At 64.2% G+C, this 20,294-nt stretch carries 21 protein-coding genes; 11 read left to right on the top strand and 10 right to left on the bottom strand.

Annotation, left to right across the window (positions count from 1 at the left end; translation table 11 throughout):
• Positions 1 to 17: 17 nt before the first annotated feature.
• The 7 genes from ABWY06_RS01570 to ABWY06_RS01540 all read right to left on the bottom strand — a co-directional run bounded on the left by ABWY06_RS01570 (position 18) and on the right by ABWY06_RS01540 (position 6,952).
• Positions 18 to 443 (bottom strand): flagellar FliJ family protein, encoded by a 426-nt coding sequence (locus ABWY06_RS01570; RefSeq protein WP_353923802.1) that lies wholly within the window; start codon positions 441 to 443, stop codon positions 18 to 20.
• On the bottom strand, positions 440 to 1,762 hold the full coding sequence (gene fliI / locus ABWY06_RS01565; RefSeq protein WP_353923801.1) for a flagellar protein export ATPase FliI: 1,323 nt from the start codon (positions 1,760 to 1,762) through the stop codon (positions 440 to 442). Before fliI ends, ABWY06_RS01570 begins: the two co-directional genes overlap by 4 nt.
• Before the next feature lie 4 nt (positions 1,763 to 1,766).
• Positions 1,767 to 2,462 (bottom strand): flagellar assembly protein FliH, encoded by a 696-nt coding sequence (fliH, locus tag ABWY06_RS01560; RefSeq protein ID WP_353923800.1) that lies wholly within the window; start codon positions 2,460 to 2,462, stop codon positions 1,767 to 1,769.
• 8 nt (positions 2,463 to 2,470) lie between these two features.
• Complete coding sequence (locus tag ABWY06_RS01555; protein WP_353923851.1) at positions 2,471 to 3,445, bottom strand: FliG C-terminal domain-containing protein; 975 nt, start codon at positions 3,443 to 3,445, stop codon at positions 2,471 to 2,473.
• 61 nt (positions 3,446 to 3,506) lie between these two features.
• Positions 3,507 to 5,207 (bottom strand): flagellar basal-body MS-ring/collar protein FliF, encoded by a 1,701-nt coding sequence (fliF, locus tag ABWY06_RS01550; protein ID WP_353923799.1) that lies wholly within the window; start codon positions 5,205 to 5,207, stop codon positions 3,507 to 3,509.
• Between the two features lie 19 nt (positions 5,208 to 5,226).
• A complete protein-coding gene (fliE, locus tag ABWY06_RS01545) occupies positions 5,227 to 5,562 on the bottom strand; it encodes a flagellar hook-basal body complex protein FliE (protein WP_353923798.1) in 336 nt (111 codons plus the stop codon).
• 34 nt (positions 5,563 to 5,596) lie between these two features.
• Positions 5,597 to 6,952 carry a sigma-54 dependent transcriptional regulator gene (locus ABWY06_RS01540; protein WP_502948133.1) on the bottom strand — a complete coding sequence of 452 codons (1,356 nt, stop codon included), beginning with the start codon at positions 6,950 to 6,952 and terminating at the stop codon, positions 5,597 to 5,599.
• Between the two features lie 492 nt (positions 6,953 to 7,444).
• Here ABWY06_RS01540 and ABWY06_RS01535 point away from each other — a divergent pair, with 492 nt between their 5' ends.
• The 7 genes from ABWY06_RS01535 to ABWY06_RS01505 are packed head-to-tail and all read left to right on the top strand — an operon-like array spanning position 7,445 to position 13,748.
• The gene (locus ABWY06_RS01535; protein WP_353923796.1) at positions 7,445 to 8,284 is read left to right on the top strand and encodes a FliM/FliN family flagellar motor switch protein; all 840 of its coding nucleotides are present in this window, start codon (positions 7,445 to 7,447) and stop codon (positions 8,282 to 8,284) included.
• 11 nt (positions 8,285 to 8,295) lie between these two features.
• A complete protein-coding gene (gene fliN / locus ABWY06_RS01530; RefSeq protein WP_353923795.1) occupies positions 8,296 to 8,679 on the top strand; it encodes a flagellar motor switch protein FliN in 384 nt (127 codons plus the stop codon).
• Positions 8,679 to 9,428: a flagellar type III secretion system pore protein FliP gene (gene fliP, locus ABWY06_RS01525; RefSeq protein ID WP_353923794.1), complete on the top strand. Its 750-nt coding sequence runs from the start codon at positions 8,679 to 8,681 to the stop codon at positions 9,426 to 9,428. Before fliN ends, fliP begins: the two co-directional genes overlap by 1 nt.
• Positions 9,429 to 9,445: 17 nt before the next feature.
• Positions 9,446 to 9,718, top strand: a complete 273-nt coding sequence (locus ABWY06_RS01520; protein WP_353923793.1) for a flagellar biosynthetic protein FliQ — start codon at positions 9,446 to 9,448, stop codon at positions 9,716 to 9,718.
• Positions 9,719 to 9,722: 4 nt separating this feature from the next.
• Complete coding sequence (fliR, locus tag ABWY06_RS01515; RefSeq protein ID WP_353923792.1) at positions 9,723 to 10,523, top strand: flagellar biosynthetic protein FliR; 801 nt, start codon at positions 9,723 to 9,725, stop codon at positions 10,521 to 10,523.
• Entirely contained in the window at positions 10,516 to 11,655 is a 1,140-nt protein-coding gene (gene flhB / locus ABWY06_RS01510) for a flagellar biosynthesis protein FlhB (RefSeq protein WP_353923791.1), read from the top strand. Before fliR ends, flhB begins: the two co-directional genes overlap by 8 nt.
• On the top strand, positions 11,652 to 13,748 hold the full coding sequence (locus tag ABWY06_RS01505) for a flagellar biosynthesis protein FlhA (RefSeq protein ID WP_353923790.1): 2,097 nt from the start codon (positions 11,652 to 11,654) through the stop codon (positions 13,746 to 13,748). Before flhB ends, ABWY06_RS01505 begins: the two co-directional genes overlap by 4 nt.
• Here ABWY06_RS01505 and ABWY06_RS01500 read toward each other — a convergent pair.
• A complete protein-coding gene (locus tag ABWY06_RS01500) occupies positions 13,740 to 14,189 on the bottom strand; it encodes a PilZ domain-containing protein (protein ID WP_353923789.1) in 450 nt (149 codons plus the stop codon). The genes ABWY06_RS01505 and ABWY06_RS01500 overlap by 9 nt on opposite strands.
• Positions 14,190 to 14,380: 191 nt before the next feature.
• Here ABWY06_RS01500 and ABWY06_RS01495 point away from each other — a divergent pair, with 191 nt between their 5' ends.
• The 4 genes from ABWY06_RS01495 to ABWY06_RS01480 all read left to right on the top strand — a co-directional run bounded on the left by ABWY06_RS01495 (position 14,381) and on the right by ABWY06_RS01480 (position 18,840).
• Complete coding sequence (locus tag ABWY06_RS01495) at positions 14,381 to 14,725, top strand: toxin (protein ID WP_353923788.1); 345 nt, start codon at positions 14,381 to 14,383, stop codon at positions 14,723 to 14,725.
• Positions 14,722 to 15,036 (top strand): helix-turn-helix domain-containing protein, encoded by a 315-nt coding sequence (locus tag ABWY06_RS01490; protein WP_353923787.1) that lies wholly within the window; start codon positions 14,722 to 14,724, stop codon positions 15,034 to 15,036. The genes ABWY06_RS01495 and ABWY06_RS01490 overlap by 4 nt, the downstream gene beginning before the upstream one ends.
• 199 nt (positions 15,037 to 15,235) lie before the next feature.
• Positions 15,236 to 16,825, top strand: coding sequence for an ABC-F family ATPase (locus ABWY06_RS01485; protein WP_353923786.1), 1,590 nt, complete (start codon positions 15,236 to 15,238; stop codon positions 16,823 to 16,825).
• 260 nt (positions 16,826 to 17,085) lie between these two features.
• Positions 17,086 to 18,840: a hypothetical protein gene (locus ABWY06_RS01480; protein ID WP_353923785.1), complete on the top strand. Its 1,755-nt coding sequence runs from the start codon at positions 17,086 to 17,088 to the stop codon at positions 18,838 to 18,840.
• A gap of 76 nt (positions 18,841 to 18,916) precedes the next feature.
• On the opposite strand, the gene ABWY06_RS01475 is transcribed toward ABWY06_RS01480, so the two are convergent.
• Positions 18,917 to 19,525 (bottom strand): FMN-dependent NADH-azoreductase, encoded by a 609-nt coding sequence (locus ABWY06_RS01475; RefSeq protein ID WP_353923784.1) that lies wholly within the window; start codon positions 19,523 to 19,525, stop codon positions 18,917 to 18,919.
• 136 nt (positions 19,526 to 19,661) lie between these two features.
• Positions 19,662 to 20,168, bottom strand: coding sequence for a DUF1993 domain-containing protein (locus ABWY06_RS01470; protein ID WP_353923783.1), 507 nt, complete (start codon positions 20,166 to 20,168; stop codon positions 19,662 to 19,664).
• Positions 20,169 to 20,294: the final 126 nt, after the last annotated feature.

The raw sequence follows: 20,294 nt of genomic DNA, 5'->3' as shown, positions 1-20,294 counted from the left end.
ATATATTTTCGACTCTTTCACGGGCCCTGCTGCCGCCACCAGCACTGGGCGGCCAGGCCATCCTGAATCTTCTGCTCCTGCTGGGCCAACTGGACCTGCCACTCGGCCAATTTGCCGTCGAGAAACTGGGTGACGACCTTCTCGCTGCGCATGGTCGCCAGCAACTCACCCTGGATGCGCGCCAGGTTCTGCTCGGCAAGACCCAGCTCTGTGCGCTGCAACTCGACCATCTTGTGCAGGGTGACTTTGTAACGCTGCTGGTTGTCACGCTGCAGGCTGGTGTTGAGCGGCACCTCAAAACCGAGCAGGCGCGACAGCCCGGTGATGTTGTTGCGGTAGCGCTGGCAGAGGTTCTGCTGGTAGTTGACCCGGCCGAGCATCTGCTGCACCTGGCTGCCACGCAGGCTGGCCAGGCGGCCGAGTACATCGAGTTGCTGTTTCATAGGTGCATCAGCCCCTGCAATTGTTTCACGCACTCGCTCAGGTCGGCACCCTCGCCCACGTCCTGGCGCAGGAAGCGCTCCAGGCGCGGCGCCAGCTGCACCGCGCGATCGGTCTTGGCATCCATGCCCGGGCTGTAGCCACCGAGTGGGATCAGCTCCTTGATTTTCTCGTAGGTGCTGTAGAACTCCTTGAACAGGCGCGCCGCGCCGCGGTGCTCGGCACTGCTGACCTGGCTCATGCAGCGGCTCACCGAGGCGGCGATATCGATTGCCGGGTAATGGCCGACATCAGCCAGGCGCCGCGACAGCACGATATGGCCGTCGAGAATGGCCCGCGCGCAGTCGACGATCGGATCCTGGTGGTCGTCGCCCTCGGCCAGCACGGTGTAGATGGCGCTCAGGCTGCCCTGCTCGCTCTCGCCGTTGCCGGCACTCTCCACCAGTTCCGGCAGCAGGCCGAACACCGAGGGCGGATAGCCCTTGGTCGCCGGCGGCTCGCCGAGGGCCAGGGCGATCTCGCGCTGGGCCATGGCATACCGGGTCAGCGAGTCGACCAGCAGCAGGACGTCATGGCCCTGGTCGCGGAAATACGCGGCGATGCTGTGGCACAGCTCGGCCGCCCTGAGCCGCATCAGCGGCGATTCGTTGGCCGGCGCCACTACGACCACGGCCTTGCGCAGGCCCTCCTCGCCCAGGGAATGCAGGAGGAATTCCTGCACTTCACGGCCGCGCTCGCCGATCAGGCCGACCACCACCACGTCGGCCTTGGTCTGTCGGGTAATCATGCCCAGCAGCACGCTCTTGCCCACGCCGCTGCCGGCGAACAGGCCCACACGCTGGCCCTTGCCCAGGGTCAGCAGGGCATTGATGGCGCGCACCCCGACATCCAGCGAGGCCTCGACCGGGCGGCGCTTGAGCGGATTGACCGATGGCAGCTCGGTGGGCAGGGTATCGCGGCCATCCAGCTTGCCTAACTCGTCCAGCGGCTCGCCCAGGCCGTTGACCACTCGCCCCAGCCAGGACTCGTCGATGCGCAACGGCGCCTCGTCATTGGCCGGAAACACCCGCGAACCGGCCGTCAGGCCGACCGGCTTCTTGAACGGCATCAGGTAAGTGACATCGCGGTCGAAACCGACCACCTGAGCTTCCAGCAAGGTCCCGTCGGCCTGCTCGATATGACAGCGCTGGCCGGTCATGCGCTGGCAGCCGAGGCTCTCCAGCAGCAGGCCGGAGACCCGCACCAGACGCCCGCTGACCTTGGCCAGCTTGACGCTGTCGAGCGAGCGCAGCGCCTCGTCGAGCTGAAATGAGCTGACCACGGCCTCAGTCCTGCGCCAGTTTGAGGTGATCGGTCAGGGCGTCCATGCACGAATCCAGCCGCTGCTGGCAACCGATGTCGGCTTCGGCCTGGGCCGTCACCACCCGGCACTCGCCCAGGCCCAAGCGCTCGTCCGGCAGCAGGCGCCACTGGGCCGCGCGTGCCGGCGCCAGGTCGCGCAGGCGCTGGTATTCCTCGGGATTGAGCAGCACCTGCACCTCGCCACCCTCGTTCGGCATGCTGGCCAGGGCCTCTTCGGCCAACGCCAGCAACTGCGTGGGGTTGAGGGTCAGCTCGCAGCGGATCACCTGCTTGGCCACCTTGCTGACCAATTCGAGCAGCTCCTGGCGACGCTTGTCTTCCAGCTCGGCCCTGAACCGGCGCAGCTCGTCGAGCACGCCGTCCAGCGGCTGGCTAGCCCGGTCGAAGGCCTCGCGGCCCTGCTGACGGCCGTCCTCGCGGCCCTCGCGCTGGCCCGCCTCGCGGCCCTCGGCGAAACCGCCGTCGCGCCCGGCGGCCCGGCCTTGCTGCAGGCCCTCCTGATAGCCCTTGTCCATGCCCTGCTGAAAGCCATCGGCAATCGCCCGCTGGCGGCTGGCCGGATCGCCATCCCAGGACGCGCCCTGGGGCTCGCGACAACGCGGCGGGAAACGGTACGGGCGCCAGTTGCGCTCGCCGCCCTTGATGATCCTGTTATCCATGCGCGCCCTCACTCCACCGTCTGTTCACGGAACAACTGCAGCTGGATATCGCCCTGTACCGCGAGGTCGCGAACCACCACCATGATGTCCTTGCGCACCTGCTCGATGCGGCTGAGCGGCACCGGCCCCTGGCGGCGCTTGATGGCATCCATCTGCTGCGCCTGGCGCTTGGGCATGGCGCCCTGGATGGCCTTGACCAGCGCCGGCTCGGCGCCCTTGAGCGCGACCACCCACTCCTCCAGCGGGATAGCCTCGAGCAACGCTTCGAGCACTTCGTTGCTTTGCTTGGAGAGGATGAAGAAGTCGTACATCTCTTCCTCGATCTTGCCGACCAGGTCCTCGTCATGGGCGCGCAGCAACTCGAACATCTGGTCGCGGTTACCCTTGAAGCGGTTCATGATGTCCGCCGCCTGCTTGACCCCGCGCACCTGCGCGCCCTGGGTGGACAGTACGGCCAGGCTGCGCTCGATCAGCTCGCCCAGTTCGACGATCACCTCGCCATTGACCTCGCTGAGGTTGGCGATGCGATAGAGCAATTCGTCCTGATGCTCGCGCGGAATGCACTCGAGCACCTGGCTGGCCATCGACGGTGGCAGGAAGGCGAGAAACACCGCCTGCATCTGCAGGTGCTCCTTGGCCAACAGCGCGGCGAACTGGCGCGGGTCGATCCACTCCAGCTTGGCCATCTGCGCACGGATCTCCTCGCCGTAGATGCTGTCCAGCAGGTTGCGGGTGATCTCGCTGCCCAGCGCCTTGCCCAGCATCCCCGACAGGTAGGTCCGCGAGGCCCCCTTGATGCTGCTCTGCTCCTTGTAATCGTCGAAGAAGCGGCCAATCACGTCGGAAACCATCGGCAGCTTGACGTTGGACAGGCGCGCCATGGCCTGACTGATACCGATGATTTCCTCCCGCGAGAAGTGCCGCAGCACCCCGGAGGAGGCCTCGTTGCCCATGCTCAGCATGAGGATCGCGGCCTGCTCCATGGAGCTGGTCGAACGCAAACTCGTGCGCACCTGCAGGTTCTTGCCGCCGGCGCTCTGCGCATCAGGCGCTGGGGTTGGCTGCTCTGTCATTTCGTCCGATCCATTGCTTGATCACTTCGGAGACACGCTCGGGGTCGTTGCGTGCCAGCATTTGCAGGTGTTCAACCTGGTGTTCCAGGCCCGAGCCGGGCGCCGGCAGGCGGATTTCCGAGAGCGGGTTCAGTTCGCTGAACAGGCCCATCACCCGCGACTCTTCCGCCACCCGGGCGAGCAGGCGCTCGTCATGGTCCTGGCGCTCCTGCTGGGCCTGCGTCGCCGGGTCTACCAAGGGCAGCAGCTCGGCCTGCGGGCCGCGGGTCAGGTTGCGCACCGCCGGACGGATCACCAGCAGCAACAGCAGCAGGCAGATCAGGCCGAACAGGCCGATACGCACCAGGTCGTGGACCTTGTCGTTTTCCCACCAGGGCTGCGGCGGCAGCTCCAGCGGCGCCTCGACCACAAAGGGGAACACGCTCAGGCTCAACACATCGCCGCGCTTGTCGTTGAAGCCAGCCGCGCTCTTGATCGAGCGCTCCAGTTCGGCGCGCGCTTCTGGCGTCCAGCCGCCCTTGGGCGCGGACGCTTCGTTGAGCACCACCGAGATGCTCTGCTGACGCAGGCTGTAGGGTGCGTGCTTGACGTGGGTGACGTTCTGGTCGTAGTCGAGCTGGCGGGTGGATTCCTTGCGCAGCGAAGTGGCCGCCTTGTTCTGCGGTGACCGCGGGTCGTTCTGCGCCGCCTGGGCCTGGGCCGGGTCCTGCCCTGGCGCCGGCTGCTGTGGCTGAGGCGGTGGCCGGTTGCTCAGCGAGCCCGGGACACCCAGGGCCAGCTCGTCGAGGGAACTTTCGTCGCGCAGCATTTCATTGCGCAGGCGCGGCGCTTCACCGTAGGCCTGCAGGGTTTCCTCACGCTGACTGAAGTCGAAGTCGGCCGCCACGCTGATCCGGTAATTGCCGTTGCCCAGCACCGGCGCCAGCACCTGTTCGATGCCGGCCTCGATCTTTTGCCGGTAGTCATCGACCACCTGGCCGTTCTGTACCACGCCGTCCCAGCCATGCAGCGAGCGCGACAGCTGGGAGCCGTTCTGGTCGACCACGCTGACCTGCTCGGCGGCCAGTTGCGGCACGCTGCCGGCGACCAGGTTGACGATGGCGCCGACCTGTTCCGGGCTGAGCTTGGTACCCGGCGCCAGCTGCACCATCACCGAGGCCTTGCCCTGGCTGCGCTGGCTTACCACAAAGGAGCGGCTCTCCTCCAGCGCCAGGTGCACGCGGGCCTGCTGAATGCCCTTCATGGCCATGATGGTGCGAGCCAGCTCGCCTTCCAGGCTGCGCTTGAGGCGCACGTCCTGGACGAACTGGCTGGCACCCAAGGGCTCGTCCTTGTCGAACAGCTCGTAGCCGCTGGGCACTGCCACCTTGACGCCCTTGGCGGCCAGCAACAGACGCGCGCGGCTGAGCAGCGCTTCGGCCACCAGCACCTGACCCGTCTCAGGGTGCAGGCTGTAGGGGATGGTCTCGGCGTCCAGCACCTGCATCACCTCGGCGGCCGGGAAGCTCTCGCCGCTGCCGTACAGCGGGCGCAGCGCACCCTGGTCGCGCCACAGGTAATAGACCACGCCGGCCGCCAACACGGCCGCCAGCACCGCCAGACCGATCAGGGTCAGGCGCGGGCCGACGAAGCGCTCGGACAGGGGAAATTGATTGCGGATAGCTTGCAGCACGGCTCAGTTCCCGTCGGCGTCAGATAGGCATGCGCATGATGTCGTCGAAGGCGCTGGACAGCTTATTGCGCACCTGCAGCAAGGCAGAAAACGACAGGCTGGCCTTCTGGCTATCGATCATGGCGCCGACCAGGTCGTCGCTGCGGCCGCTGTCGACCGCATTCATTGCCTGAGCGGCCTGGTGCTGCTGGGCGTCGACGGCGTGCAGGCTGTCAGTGAAGCTCTGCATCACGCCGGGCTGGCCCGGCTCGTCGAGCTGCAGGGCCGGCTTGATCGCGGCACCGCCGGCAGACAGCTCGCGGTGCAACTCCATGCGGTTCAACATTTCCTGCTGGACGTGGCTGATTGATTTCATCGGTGAGTCTCCAGACCTGTTGTTCGGTGGCAGATCAAAGTGGAATCGGCAGACCTTGCTCGCGCATGGCCCTGAGGCGATAGCGCAAGGCGCGCGGGGTCATGCCCAGGCTGGCGGCAGCCTTGGTCTTGTGGCCGCCGAAACGGCGAATGGTGTCGATCACATGCTGGTACTCGGCCCACTTACCGCTGGCGCGCAGCGCGGCGCGGCCCTCGTCGCCCGCCACCAGGCTCAGAGTCGGCGCCGAGGCCTGCTCCGACTGGCTGGCCGGCACACTGGCCAGCCCCAGGTCCTGAGCCTGGATAAACAGCCCCTTGCGCAGCACCAAGGCGCGCTGCACGGTATTTTCCAGCTCGCGCACATTGCCCGGCCAGTCGTGGGCCAGCAGCGCGCCGCAGGCATCGCGGGTCAGCAACTCATCGGCGTTTTCCTGCGGGGCGAACTGACGAATGATGCGCCGGGTCAGCGGCAGGATGTCTTCACGACGCTCGCGCAGCGGGCTGATCGACAGCGGCAGCACATCCAGGCGGAACATCAGGTCGGCACGGAAGCGCCCGGCCGCCACTTCGGCCTGCAGATCGCGGTTGGTCGCGGCGATGATGCGGATGTCCAGCTGGATCTCGTGGCGCCCACCCAGGCGCTCGACCCGGCGCTCCTGCAGCACGCGCAGCAACTTGGCCTGCAGGCCCAGGGGCAGCTCGCCGATTTCGTCGAGCAGCAAGGTGCCGCCGTTGGCCAGCTCGAACTTGCCCGGCTGGGCGGTGACCGCGCCGGTGAAGGCGCCCCGCTCGTGCCCGAAGAGGATGGATTCGAGCATCTGCTCGGGAATCGCCGCGCAGTTGACCGCAATAAAGGGTGCCGTGCGCTCGGCGGAAAAACGGTGGATATAGCGCGCCAGCATTTCCTTGCCGGTACCGGTCTCGCCCCCGATCAGGATCGGCGCACGGGTCTGCGCCACGCGCTGAGCCATGGCCAGCAGACGGCGGCCGGCTGACGAACAGGAGACAAAACCCTCCTCGGCGGCACTGGCGGCGGCCTGGCGCCCCAGCAGCGCGGACAGTTGCGATGTGCTGAACGGCGCCAGCAGGTAGTCGACGCAGCCCAGCTCCAGCAGCGCCGCCGCGCGGGCCTGATCGTCGTAGGCCACCACCGGGATCACTCCCAGGTGCGGCGCGTGGCGCAGCAGACCACCGACCTGAGCATACAGGCTGTGGTCGGCCATGCCGCCGACGAAGACGAAGACCAGTTCGGCCTGCTGCCGCGCCGCGCTACCCAGCTGCGCGCAGTCGGCTATATGGCTGACCCGGCAACCGGCCTCGAACAGCCCGTCGCACAGCAAGTTGTGCAGGCCGATATCCGCCTGCCCCACCACCCAGACCTGACGCTGCATCGACTGTTGTCCCGAGAGGGACAGGTAATGGTTACCGCTGGACACTTGGAGCTTATTCAACATGCTGCACCTGCTCGAGTGGGGCTGCGCTGGCTGAAACCTACCGAAGTTGTGTTTTTATCGCCTGGCATTTAAGTCGGCCGCATGTACGGCCGCCTTGTAGAACTGTGCGCTAGCTGTTACCGGGTAACTTTTAATTACCAACTGAACAGACGCACACCAAAGTACCCCGCACCACCAGGATTGCCAGTCAGTTCTCATCATTTGCGCTCAATGCGTCGCCTCTTCGTCTCAATGACAGCTTTTGATTTCTCTTGATTTAACCGATCCCCGCGCTACACGTAAGCTGCAGGCAGTCGATGAGCAGCCGCCAAACGCGTGCCCTGCTCCTTGGCGCAGACGCCTGGCCACGGGCCAACGCGCCGTTCTGCTGTCAGCGCTCGGCGGGTCATAAATAACCTGCCCACATATTCGGGGAATACCGCTCATACCATGACTGGTCATTCGAAAGTTCAGCACGCAGTGCCCGTCGAGCAACTTACGCGCCTTAAGCCGAGTAAGCTCGGCCGGCACTATCATCGGGTGCCGCAATATATTCGCGAGGTATTCGCTAAACACCCGCGAGTAATCAGCGACTATTTCCTGCGTAACTACCGGATCAACCTGGAGTTGCTCCGAGTCGTCGTGCACGAACAGCGGGAAGCAGATCCCGGCCGCATCTACCAGGGCTCGTCCGGCAAGCTCGGCTTCAGCATCGAGCGCAGCCTGCTGACCGAAGCCCTGGAGTGTTATTACGGCGGATCCTCCCGGCCAAACCTCAGTACGCCACCGGTGAGCAGTTCCGAGCAGCGCTTGAGTACGCGCCTCGGCGTCGATGTCAGCCAGATCTTTCTGCGCGCCGTCCTGGCCAATGACGACAGCGACGAGCTGCTGCCCCACGACAACGACTACGAAGAGGTCTGCTGGGAGTATGTGGTCGAGCTGCAGTTCACCAGCCACACCAGCGCCCAGCCGGCCTCGCTCTTCATTCATCTGGACCACCAACTGGTCGACGAGCTGACCAGCCGCCTGTCCGGACCCATCGCGCCGAGCAGCCTCGGTAACCCGGCCCAGCAGCTGCAGCAGCTGCCGGTGCGCCTGTCCTGCGTACTGACCAACCAACAGTTGCCGCTGGCCAAGGTGCTCGAACTGAAGGTCGGCGACATCCTGCAGACCCGCCTGCTGGAGCGCTGCGAAGTACGGGTGAACCAGCAGAAATTATTTCGCGGCAGCCTCTTCGAAGAAGACGGCTGCCTCTACCTCACTTCTCTTGAGAGCGTCGAACAGCCGTGAGCAGCCCCGTCATGAACAACCCCGTATCCGACAGCGAATTCGAGAACCTGATCAACGAGACCGACCTGGGCCTGCTCCAGGACGCTCCGCTGGCCATCCCGACCAGCCCGGCCGCCCCGCAAGCCCTCCGCCCGAGCAGCCAGGACCTGACTTTCTTCGGCAAGCTGCCGGTCCACGTCACCCTGGAAGTCGCCTCCACCGAGGTGGCACTCAAGGACCTGATGGAGATCGACACCAACAGCGTGATCATGCTCGACAAGCTGGCCGGTGAACCGCTCGACGTGAAGGTCAATGGCGCCCTGTTCGCCAAGGCCGAAGTGGTGGTGCTGAACGGCAACTACGGCCTGCGCATCACCGAGCTCAGCGGCAATGGCCTGAGCGCATTGAGCCGCTGATGTCGCGCCTACTCGCTTTCGCCATCGCCCTGCTGTTGCTGGCGTTTCCATTGCTGGCCCAGGCCGACCAGGGTGAACTTTCCCTGCTCAGCCTCAACGACACGACCAGCGGCCAGACCCTCAGCATCAAGCTGCAGGTCCTGGTCCTCATGACCCTGCTCGGCCTGCTGCCGGCGATGCTGCTGATGATGACCTGCTTCACCCGCTTCATCATCGTGCTGTCCATCCTGCGCCAGGCCATGGGCCTGCAGCAGAGCCCGCCAAACAATATCCTGATCGGCATCGCCCTGTGCATGACCCTGCTGGTGATGCGCCCGGTGTGGCAGGAGCTCCACCAGGAGGCCTACCTGCCGTTCGAGAGCGACCAGATCAGCCTGGAGCAAGGCCTGGAGCGCGGCAAGCAGACCCTGAGCCGCTTTATGCTGGCGCAGACCAGCAAGACCTCGCTGGACACCATGGTCAGCCTGGCCGGTGAAACCCTGCCGGCCGACCTCAAGCAGCTGGACTTCACCCTACTGCTGCCGGCCTTCGTGCTCAGTGAACTGAAAACCGCCTTCCAGCTCGGCTTCATGATCTTCGTGCCCTTTCTGGTGATCGACCTGGTGGTGGCCAGTGTGCTGATGGCGATGGGCATGATGATGCTCTCGCCGATGATGATTTCCCTGCCCTTCAAACTTATGGTCTTCGTCCTGGTGGACGGCTGGGCCCTGACGATGGGCACCCTGACCAGCAGCATCCAACCTTTTTAGGTACTTCAGGTAGCGCCATGCTCACTCCAGACTCCGCGGTCGGGCTGATCGCCAACGCCGTGCATATCACCGCCCTGATCGTCTGCGTGCTGGTGCTGCCGAGCCTGCTCGGCGGCCTGGTGGTCAGCATCTTCCAGGCAGCCACACAGATCAACGAACAGATGCTCAGCTTCCTGCCACGCCTGCTGATCACCCTGGGCATGCTGGTGTTCGCCGGCCACTGGATTCTGCGCACGCTCAGCGACCTGTTTATCGAAACTTTCCAACAGGCCGGGCGCCTGGTCGGCTGACGACATGCCGAACCCCCACGCCCTGCTGGCAAGCGACCAGTTCCTGCCCCTGCTGAACACCTACTGGTGGCCGTTTTGCCGCCTGCTGGCCCTGTTCAGCCTGGCGCCGATGTTCGGCCACAAAGCGCTGCCACTGCGGCCACGGCTGCTGCTGGCGTTGATCCTCAGCGCCAGCCTCGGCGCCTCGCTGCCCCCGGTGCCGGCCATCGAACCGCTGTCCCTGCAGGGCCTGCTCACCACCCTGGAACAGCTCACCATCGGTGCCCTGCTGGGCATCGCGCTACAGCTGGTGTTCGTGGTCTTCGCCCTGGTCGGCGAGGTGATCTCCACCCAGATGGGCATGACCATGGCACGCTACAACGACCCGATGAACGGGGTATCCTCGGCGTCGATCATCTCGCAGCTGTACTTCGTCCTGCTGGTGCTGCTGTTCTTCTGCATCGACGGCCACCTGCTCTCGGTCAGCGTGTTCTACCAGAGTTTCCTCTACTGGCCGGTGGGCAGCGGCTTGCAGTACCAGGGCTTCGAAACGCTGATCTATGCCTTCGCCTGGGTGCTTTCGGCTGCCCTGCTGATCACCCTGCCGGTGATGTTCTGCATGACCCTGGTGCAGTTCGGCTTCGGCCTGCTCAACCGTATCTCACCGTCGATGAACCTGTTCTCCCTGGGTTTCCCCATGGCCACCCTGGTGGGTCTGCTGTGTATCCTGCTGACCCTGGCTGACGTGCCCGGTAGCTACCTGCACCTGACCCGCGAGTTGCTCGACACCCTCGGCAACCTGCTGCGAGCGTCTGCCCATGGCTGAACACAGCTCCCAGGAAAAGACCGAAGAGGCCTCCCAGCACAAGCTCAAGAAGAGCCGCGAGGAAGGCCAGGTCGCCCGCTCCAAGGACCTGGCGACCACGGTGTCGCTGCTGGTCACCCTGCTGACCCTCAAGCTCAGCGGCGCCTATTTCCTCGCCGGCCTGCAGCAAAGCTTTCGCCTGTCCTACCTGGACCTCAGCCGTGGCGAAATGAGCCTGGATGACCTCGACCTGATCATCAGCCACAACATCCTGCTGCTGGTCCACCTGCTCGCACCGCTGCTGATCACACCGCTACTGGTCTGCGTGTTCGCCCTGGTGCCCGGCGGCTGGGTATTCGCCAGCAAGAACTTCTCCTTCAGGGCCGACAAGCTCAACCCGCTGAAGGGGCTCAAGCGCATGTTTTCCATGCAGAACTTCAGCGAGCTGGGCAAGTCGCTACTGAAGATCGTGTTGCTGGCCGTGGTCGCCTGGTCGCTGATCGGCGAGACCTTTCCGCAGTTGCTGGCCCTGCAGCGTGGCGATATCCACAGCGCCATAGTCGGCACCCTGGGCCTGAGCCTGGACCTGGCGATCAGCCTGCTGCTGGTGTTTATCCTGTTCTCGCTGGTCGACATCCCCCTGCAGCGCTTCTTCTTCCTCAAGCAACTGCGCATGACCAAACAGGATCTGCGCGAGGAGCACAAGAGCCAGGAGGGTCGGCCGGAGGTCAAGGCGCGCATCAAGCAGCTGCAGCGTCAGCTGCTGCATCGGCAGATCGGCAAGGTGATCAAGGAGGCCGACGTGGTCATCGTCAACCCGCAGCACTACGCGGTGGCGCTGCGCTATGACATGAAGAAGGCCCAGGCCCCCTATGTAATCGCCCGCGGCGTCGACGAGACGGCCCTGTTCATTCGCCAGCTGGCCGCCAAGCACGGACTCGACGTGCTGGAGCTGCCGCCGCTGGCCCGCGCCATCTATTTCAGCACCCAGGTCAACCAGCAGATCCCCAACGCGCTGTTCAAGGCCGTGGCGCAGGTGCTGACCTACATCCTTCAACTCAAGGCCTACCGCCAGGGCCGACGTCGCAACCAGCCGGAACTCAGCCGGCAGTTCGACATACCCGCCAGCCTGGCCAACAAGGGACACGCATGAACCTACTGCAACAATTGCTGCCGACCCTGCGCAGCGGCCGCATCGGCATCCCCATGGTGATCCTGTCGATCCTGGCAATGATCATCCTGCCCCTGCCACCGCTGGTGCTGGACATCCTGTTCACCTTCAACATCGGCCTGGCGATCCTGGTGCTGATGGTCAGCGTGTCGTCGAAGAGCCCGCTGGACTTCTCCCTGCTGCCGACGGTGGTACTGGTCACCACCCTGCTGCGCCTGTCGCTCAACGTGGCGTCCACCCGCGTGGTGCTGCTCGAGGGCCACACCGGCGTGGACGCCGCGGGCAAGGTGATTGAGGCCTTCGGCCATGTGGTGATCGGCGACAGCATCATCGTCGGCATGATCGTCTTCGTGATCCTGATGATCGTCAACTTCATGGTCGTCACCAAGGGTGGCGAGCGCATCTCCGAGGTGACCGCACGCTTCACCCTGGACGCCCTGCCCGGCAAGCAGATGGCGATCGACGCCGACCTCAACGCCGGCCTGATCGACCAGGCCGAGGCCAAGCGCCGGCGCTCCGACGTGGCCAAGGAAGCGGATTTCTACGGCGCCATGGACGGTGCTTCGAAGTTCGTCCGCGGCGACGCCATCGCCGGCATCCTGATCCTTATGATCAACCTGTTCGGTGGTGTGGCCATCGGCGTGTTCGTCTACAACCTGCCGGGCGGCGAAGCCTTCCACCAGTACGCCCTGCTGACCATCGGCGACGGCCTGGTGGCACAGATCCCGGCGCTGCTGCTGTCCACCGCGGCGGCGATCATCGTCACCCGGGTCAACGAGTCAGCCGAGATCACCAGCCTGGTGCACCGGCAGATGCTCGCCTCGCCGTCGGTGCTGTACACCGTGGCCGGCATCCTGTTCGTCCTCGGCCTGGTGCCAGGCATGCCGCATGTGGCCTTCTTCAGCTTCGCCGCGCTGATTGCCCTGGTCGGCTGGTCCGTCTCGCGCAACCCGGCGCCGAGCGAAGGCGCCGAGCTGGAGCAGGTCGAGGCACTGAGCCAGGCCATGGAGAAGGAGCGCGCGCAGAGCATGGCCTGGGAGGATATCCCGCTGGTCGAGCGGCTGTCGGTGTCGCTCGGCTACAAGCTGGTCGGCCTGGTCAGCGAGTCGTCCGGCGCACCGCTGGTGCAGCGCGTGCGCGGGGTGCGCCAGACCCTCTCGGAAGGCCTGGGCTTTCTCCTGCCGGAAATCCAGATCCGCGACAGCCTGCGCCTGAAGGCCGCGCAGTACAGCATCCATATCAACGGCGAACGCATCGACGGCGCCGAGCTGCAGGCCGACCGTCTGATGGCGATTCCCTCGCCGGAACTGTACGGCGAGATCGACGGCATCCTCGGCAACGACCCGGCCTACCGCATGCAGGTGGTGTGGATACTGCCGGAGGACAAGCCGCGCGCGCTCAACCTGGGCTACCAGGTGGTCGACTGTGCCGGGGTGATCGCCACCCATCTGAACAAGGTGGTCCGCGAGCATCTGCCTGACATCTTCAAGCACGACGATGTAGAACACCTGATGCAGCGCCTGGCGGCGCAGGCGCCCAAGCTCGCAGAAAACCTGAAGAACCAGCTCAGTTACAGCCTGCAGCACCGCGTCTACCGCCAACTGCTGCTGGAACAGGTGCCGCTGCGGGACATCGTCACCATTGCCAGTACCCTGCTGGAGTCCAGCGAGAGCACCAAGGACCCGCTGCTGCTGGCCGCCGACGTGCGCTTCGCCCTGCGCCGCAGCATCATCAGCGCCATCGCCGGCGAGCGTCAGGAACTGGCAGTGTTCATCCTCGACAACAACCTGGAGAACACCCTGCTCGGCGCACTGTCCATCGCCCAGCAGGCGGGCCCGGTGAGCCTGGACAACATTCCGGTCGAGCCCAACCTGCTCAACCAGCTGCAGCAGGCCATGCCGGTGGTCAAGGAGCGGCTGCGCAAGGAAGGCCACCCGCCAGTGTTGACCGTGGCGCCGCAACTACGCCCACTCTTGGCGCGTTACGCGCGGGTGTTCAGCCCCGGCCTGCACGTGCTGTCGCAGAACGAGATTCCCGACCGTATCGGCGTGAACATACTCGGCAGCCTAGGCTGACGGCTCGCGACTGCTCTCCTCGGCAGGGAGCCTGCGCTGGGCCCGGATGCGCTTGACCAGGGCATGGAAGCCAGCGGAAATCTTCTCCAGCGCCACACCCGATTCCTGATGGCCGCTGCGCGGGTTTTCCCGCGTCCACTGGCAGATCACCTCGGCCGTGGCTTGATGCAGCTGGCCCTCGCCATCGCGCATCGACACCTCGATCGCGAAGCGACTGCCCGGCTCGATGGGCTCATCGCCGATCAGCCGAAGGCCGCCGAAGGAAATATCCCCGACATAGCCGAGCAGACTGCTGCTGCCGCTCAACCTGACCTTGATCCGAAAAATGGAGCGAAAGACGATCCGTTCATGTTCCCGCATCGCGCCCATACCCCTCAGATTATTGATGGTTCCACGGGAGTAAAGCGACCGGCCGCGCAGAAAATTAAGCGCACGAGGCATCTGCTGCGACACTCTCGAAAGTTGATTCGGCGATACCCTTAGGCTGGCGTAGAGCCGGCGTCTGGCGAAACCCAGCGCTACGCCAAAGCCGCTAGACGGACCAAGACTGCCCTCGCACCATGGCGACAAGTGGTACGGCTCAAGCCCGGATAGGCTTGCCCACCTATAAGCAACTTGCTTATAGTTAAGCCATGAAAGCCACCTTTCTGGAAACGTCCGCGTTCACCGCTACGGTGGGCAACTACCTGACGGATGACGAGTACCGTCACTTACAGGGCGAGTTGCTCGCTAATCCACAAGCGGGCGATCTCGTGCCCCGAACGGGCGGCTTCCGCAAGCTACGTTGGGCGGATAACCGACGTGGTAAAGGCAAGCGCGGCGGCTTGCGCGTTATCTACTACTGGCTGCTGGGTGACGGCCAGTTCTGGATGTTCGCCATTTACGACAAGGACGAGTTGGAGAACCTGACCGCCGACCAAGAAAAAGCCCTGAAGCCGGCCATCACCCAAGAACTGAAAGCACGAGGTGCCCGATGAAGAAACGCGATCTGTTCACCGAGATGCTGCAAGGCGTAGCGGAAATAGCGGCGCACCGCGAGGGCAAGATCACCCTGCGCCAATTCGATGTAGAGGACAAGCCAGCCCTCGAGGTGTCTGCAACTGAAATCATTGCCCTGCGCAAGAGACTGCATATGTCCCAGGCGGTCTTCGCCCGCAGCCTTCGAACCAACCCCAGCACCTTGCGTAACTGGGAGCAGGACAAATCCAAACCCAACACTCAGGCGGTGCTGCTGATCAAGCTGGTCGAACAGTTCCCGGATATGGTCGAGCGGTTGGAAACCTTATGACAACGAGGGACAGTAAAGCCTCTTTACTCGCAGTCTTGCACGACTGAGGTCCGGTCAATGGGCCACTCATGATCTTCACTGGACCATCCCGGCCAGGTTTCGCTTGGCCACCCGTCCCGGATGACTGCCTTTTCGTCGCCCAAACCGCTACAATCGCGCCCCTTTCGCGCTCGCGCGCCCGCTTTCTGGACAAAGATTCGTGATCTCCACCGCCAATATCACCATGCAATTCGGCGCCAAGCCGCTGTTCGAGAACGTTTCCGTCAAGTTCGGCGGTGGCAACCGTTACGGCCTGATCGGCGCCAACGGTTGCGGCAAGTCGACCTTTATGAAGATCCTCGGCGGCGATCTGGAGTCCTCCGGCGGGCAAGTGATGCTGGAGCCGAACGTGCGTCTGGGCAAGCTGCGCCAGGACCAGTTCGCCTACGAGCAATTCACGGTGATCGACACCGTGATCATGGGCCACGAGGAACTGTGGAAGGTCAAGGCCGAGCGCGATCGCATCTATTCGCTGCCGGAGATGAGCGAAGACGACGGCATGGCCGTGGCCGAGCTGGAAACCGAATTCGCCGAGATGGACGGCTACACCGCCGAGTCCCGCGCTGGCGAGCTGCTGCTGGGCCTGGGCATTCCGCTGGAGCAGCATTTCGGCCCGATGAGCGAAGTATCCCCCGGCTGGAAACTGCGCGTGTTGCTGGCCCAGGCGTTGTTCTCCGATCCGGAAGTGTTGCTGCTCGACGAACCGACCAACCACCTGGACATCAACACCATCCGCTGGCTGGAAAATATCCTGACCGGTCGCAACAGCACCATGATCATCATTTCCCACGACCGGCACTTCCTCAACAGCGTCTGCACCCATATGGCCGACCTGGATTACGGCGAGCTGCGGCTGTTCCCGGGCAACTATGACGAGTACATGACCGCCGCCACCCAGTCGCGCGAGCAGCTGCTGTCGGACAACGCCAAGAAAAAGGCGCAGATCAACGAACTGCAGAACTTCGTCAGCCGCTTCTCGGCCAACGCCTCGAAAGCCAAACAGGCCACCTCACGGGCCAAGCAGATCGACAAGATCCAGTTGGCCGAGGTCAAGCCATCCAGCCGGGTCAGCCCCTTTATCCGCTTCGAGCAGACCAAGAAATTGCACCGCCAGGCGGTGATGGTCGAGCATATGGCCAAGGGCTTCGACGGCAAGCCGCTGTTCAAGAATTTCAGCTTCCAGGTCGAAGCCGGCGAGCGAGTGGCGATCATCGGCCCGAACGGTATCGGCAAGACCACCTTGCTGCGCACCCTGGTCGGTGAGTTGAGCCCGGATGCCGGTACCGTCAAGTGGACCGACAGCGCCGAACTGGGCTACTACGCCCAGGACCACGCCGACGACTTCGCCGACGATTGCAACCTGTTCGACTGGATGGGCCAGTGGACCCAGGGTGGCGAGCAGGTGGTGCGCGGCACCCTGGGCCGCATGCTGTTCTCCAACGACGAGATCCTCAAGTCGGTCAAGGTCATTTCCGGGGGCGAACAGGGTCGCATGCTGTTCGGCAAGCTGATCCTGCAAAAGCCCAACGTGCTGGTGATGGACGAACCGACCAACCACCTGGACATGGAATCCATCGAGTCGCTGAACCTGGCGCTGGAGAACTATCCGGGCACGCTGATCTTCGTCAGCCATGACCGCGAATTCGTGTCCAGCCTGGCCACGCGCATCATCGAGCTGTCGGCCAGTGGCGTGATCGACTTTAGCGGCAGCTACGACGACTACCTGCGCAGCCAGGGCGTGCTGGTCTAACCCGCCTCTTCTCCCGCGTCGGCGCCCGCTCGGGCGCCGGCGCCCGCCTGCGGGCAGCCCTACCCCCCTTTTTTGCCCCTCTGCCATCCGTCGCCCAGACGACTGCTACGCTGATGCCTGCCTCTCCGATGGCCTGGCAGGCTCGCCGCTGCGCCCAAGGAAAGTCGTTGTCCTGCGTCAGGCCGGTCAGCGCCGTACACGGCCGGTCAGCTGCACCCTATCAGTTGGTTCACCGCGAATCGTATGCAGAGGGAAACGCTATGATCTTACGCCCCCATGTCTGGCTCAGTGCCTTGGCCTGTGCCGCTTTAAGCAGCCTGCAAGCGGCCTACGCCGACCCTTACAAACCGACCGGCATCGACGCCACCCTGTATTTCCAGGCCGCCCTCAAGGATGCCGAGTACTGCTCCATGGCCGTACGCGACGGCGCCTTGCTGCCGCTCAACAACGCGACCGGCAAACCGCTGAGCAATGCGGCCATGACCTGTCCGGACATGTTTTCCTGGAAACTCTTCGCCACCGTCATTCAGGACGGCTTCTGGTCCAACTGGGCCGATGAAAATGACAACTGGCCGGCCAAACCCTATGCGCTCTGCCAGTCCGGGCAGACCGCGGGCAAGGATGCCTGCTGCCAGCCCGGTGCCGCCGATAACGATGCGGCGCATTGCCCGATCTACCCTGGCACCCGGCATGGGCCGAAACTGCTCAAGCTGACCCAGGCCAGTGGCGAAGATGCCAAGGCATTGCTCGACGACCCCGATGTGCAACGCGACACCCGGCTGCCCTTCCATGACCAGCTCACCCCCCTCAACGGCATGACGGCGGCTCAGCCGCTGCTGGGGGATTCGGCGCCCGCGCCGTCCTGCAGCGCAGTACCGGTCAATGGCGCCACACAAGACCTGGTGCCGCAAATTCTCAAGGCCTTCAACCCGGCCGACGCCGAGAGCATCGGCCGGGTGATCCGCCAGACCAACGCCGAACTGACCGTGCGCAACCAGGTGTTTCACGACTACCTGTTCGTCAACAACCTGTACAACGCCAACGGTGCGCTGACGGTGTTCGACGCCAACCAGGCCAACCTGCAGAACGACGCCCCCTACCGGCGGGCCAACCAGTCGGGCAAACCCGGGTCGCTGTACCGGGTCGACCTGCCACCCGACGCCATCATGCTCAAGAGCAACTGGCTGCACCACGACCTGGCCATGGCCCTGGGCCTGCCGGACGACCCCAAGCTGTATATCAGCAAGTCGCTGCAGACCCAGATCGACCTGAAAGCCCTGGGTATCAGCCAGACGGCGCAGCAATGCAACCTCGAAGGGGTGCATCACCTGCTGGCGTTCCATATCTCCTCCAAGGACACCCCCAACTGGGTCTGGACCACCTTCGAGCATGTTGCCCTGCCGGGCCGTTGCGACATCACCGGCTGCAACGACGGCTACGGCTACGCCAGCGTCGACCCCAACAAGCCCGCCGGTACCGCCACCAACTACGTCACGCCCAACCAGCATGGCGACCAGCTGAATTCGCCGAATACGGTCTTCAATACCGACCAGGGCTACCCACTGGAAAGCGTCCGCCCGGAGTGGGACAAGCTGTTAACGGAATTGAATATCGGCACCGGCAGCAGCACCAGCACTTACGAGCCGGACAAGGAGGACGGCGCCTGGCGCAATTTCCGTCTCAAGGGCTCCCAGGTTGATTTCGTCAACTCCATCGGCCAGCCCACCCTGCTCGGCAACTCGGTGACCGAAGCAGGCTTTATGGATGGATCGAGCTGCATCGGCTGCCATGCGCGGGCGGGTGTCGCTCCCACCGGAGATGGCAAAGCGACCTTCACTGCCCTCTCGGTGTTCGAGCGCGACCTGACCGACTTCGGCTATGCCCGCAGTCACCGGGGCATCCCCGAGCAGTTCTGGTTCTACAACGACAACAACACAAAACCCAAGATGCTGGTGATGCAAACCGACTTTATCTGGGGCTTTCTCAATGCCAGCCCCCTGGTGAGCGGTAAGTAACGGCGCCGGCTTGCGCCACGAAAAAGCCCCGCACTGCGGGGCTTTTTTTAGACTGGCAGTCGCAGCCGGCCGCGACTCACGCCGCGGCGAACAGCTCACCGATCTGCTGGCGAGCCCCGTCCAGCGCCGCGGCACGCGGCGCCTCGCCATAGGCCAGGCCTTCGGCGCGCACCACCTCGATATTGGTGATGCCGAGAAAACGCAGGACCCGCTCCAGGTAGGGGTCATGGGCCTCACCACTCGGCTGCCCGGCATGCAGGCCGCCGGCGGTGGCGACTATCACCACCTTCTTGCCACCCGCCAGGCCCTTGGGGCCGTTTTCGTCGTAGCTGAAGGTCTTGCCCGCCACCGAGATGCGGTCGATCCAGGCCTTGAGCTGGGTCGGCAGGCTGAAGTTGTACATGGGCGCGCCGATGACAAGGGCATCGGCCTCCAGGAACTCGCTTAGCGTGGTGTCGCTCAGGTGGACCTCGTGCTGCTGGGCGGCGTCGCGCAGTTGCTCCGGGGTGCCCGCCGCCAGCAGGCTGGCCGAGGACAGGTGGCTGATGGCGTCGCTGGCCAGGTCGCGGTAAGTCAGCTCGGCGGCAGGCTCGGCGGCCTGCCAGGCCTGGACCACTGCGCGGCTGAGGTCGCGCGAGGCCGAGTGGTCGCCAAGGATGCTGGCATCGAGGTGCAAGAGTTTCATGGTCATCTCCAAGTCGGGCTTGCCGGTCGGCAAGGGGCATGGGCGCCATGGTAGTCGCGCGGCTAACCTGGGATTAGTCAGGCTAATCGCGACGAATCGTCCCACCAGTGGGACAATCTATACAATGACCCGACGATTACACCCCGCCCAGATAATCCATTTTGCCCAAGGGCACGCCCTGGTGGCGCAGCAGGTTATAGGCCGTGGTGAGGTGGAAATAGAAATTGGGCAGCACAAAGCCGTTGAGGTAATCCGCGCCGCTGAACTGCAACTCCTGGCCGCCGACCTTTAGCCGAATCTCGCGCTCGGCGCTGCCGTCCAATTGCTCGGGGGTGATGCCGCGCAGAAACGCCTGGGTCTTGGCGATACGCGCTTGCAGTTCGGCGAGCGTCGTTTCGGTATCGGCGTAGCTGGGCACTTCAAGACCGGCCAGGCGTGCGGCGCAGCCCTTGGCGCTGTCGGTGGCGATCTGGATCTGCCGCGGCAGCGGATACATGTCCGCGGCCAGGCGCACCTCCAGCAGCTGGGCCGGATCGAACTGTTGCGCCTGGGCATGGGCCAGCGCCTTGCCGAGGATCGCCGACAGGTTGTCGAACATACGCATAAAGACCGGGATGCTGGATAAATACATCGAATGCGTCATAACAAAGCTCCGCGTGGGGGAAGGCACAGCCTAGCCTAAGGGACCCGCCTGCGGCACGGGCGCAAACGCCTTGCGCCTGTTCCCCTGCACCGCGATTCGGTAGTCTGCGTCCATCCCCCGGTAGAC

The organism is Pseudomonas sp. (assembly GCF_040514055.1).
Classification (GTDB): domain Bacteria; phylum Pseudomonadota; class Gammaproteobacteria; order Pseudomonadales; family Pseudomonadaceae; genus Aquipseudomonas.
Note: the sequence above shows the minus strand (reverse complement) of the source record. Positions and strands in the feature narration are given on the sequence as shown.

Excerpts from the sequence above, each read along its gene's own strand:
- ABWY06_RS01570 (WP_353923802.1), bottom strand. The coding sequence starts at position 443 with ATGAAACAGCAACTCGATGTACTCGGCCGCCTGGCCAGCCTGCGTGGC.
- fliH (WP_353923800.1), bottom strand. The coding sequence starts at position 2,462 with ATGGATAACAGGATCATCAAGGGCGGCGAGCGCAACTGGCGCCCGTAC.
- ABWY06_RS01555 (WP_353923851.1), bottom strand. The coding sequence starts at position 3,445 with ATGGAGCAGGCCGCGATCCTCATGCTGAGCATGGGCAACGAGGCCTCC.
- fliE (WP_353923798.1), bottom strand. The coding sequence starts at position 5,562 with ATGAAATCAATCAGCCACGTCCAGCAGGAAATGTTGAACCGCATGGAG.
- ABWY06_RS01540 (WP_502948133.1), bottom strand. The coding sequence starts at position 6,952 with ATGCAGCGTCAGGTCTGGGTGGTGGGGCAGGCGGATATCGGCCTGCAC.
- ABWY06_RS01535 (WP_353923796.1), top strand. The coding sequence starts at position 7,445 with ATGACTGGTCATTCGAAAGTTCAGCACGCAGTGCCCGTCGAGCAACTT.
- fliN (WP_353923795.1), top strand. The coding sequence starts at position 8,296 with ATGAACAACCCCGTATCCGACAGCGAATTCGAGAACCTGATCAACGAG.
- fliP (WP_353923794.1), top strand. The coding sequence starts at position 8,679 with ATGTCGCGCCTACTCGCTTTCGCCATCGCCCTGCTGTTGCTGGCGTTT.
- ABWY06_RS01520 (WP_353923793.1), top strand. The coding sequence starts at position 9,446 with ATGCTCACTCCAGACTCCGCGGTCGGGCTGATCGCCAACGCCGTGCAT.
- fliR (WP_353923792.1), top strand. The coding sequence starts at position 9,723 with ATGCCGAACCCCCACGCCCTGCTGGCAAGCGACCAGTTCCTGCCCCTG.
- flhB (WP_353923791.1), top strand. The coding sequence starts at position 10,516 with ATGGCTGAACACAGCTCCCAGGAAAAGACCGAAGAGGCCTCCCAGCAC.
- ABWY06_RS01505 (WP_353923790.1), top strand. The coding sequence starts at position 11,652 with ATGAACCTACTGCAACAATTGCTGCCGACCCTGCGCAGCGGCCGCATC.
- ABWY06_RS01500 (WP_353923789.1), bottom strand. The coding sequence starts at position 14,189 with ATGCCTCGTGCGCTTAATTTTCTGCGCGGCCGGTCGCTTTACTCCCGT.
- ABWY06_RS01495 (WP_353923788.1), top strand. The coding sequence starts at position 14,381 with ATGAAAGCCACCTTTCTGGAAACGTCCGCGTTCACCGCTACGGTGGGC.
- ABWY06_RS01490 (WP_353923787.1), top strand. The coding sequence starts at position 14,722 with ATGAAGAAACGCGATCTGTTCACCGAGATGCTGCAAGGCGTAGCGGAA.
- ABWY06_RS01480 (WP_353923785.1), top strand. The coding sequence starts at position 17,086 with ATGATCTTACGCCCCCATGTCTGGCTCAGTGCCTTGGCCTGTGCCGCT.
- ABWY06_RS01475 (WP_353923784.1), bottom strand. The coding sequence starts at position 19,525 with ATGAAACTCTTGCACCTCGATGCCAGCATCCTTGGCGACCACTCGGCC.
- ABWY06_RS01470 (WP_353923783.1), bottom strand. The coding sequence starts at position 20,168 with ATGACGCATTCGATGTATTTATCCAGCATCCCGGTCTTTATGCGTATG.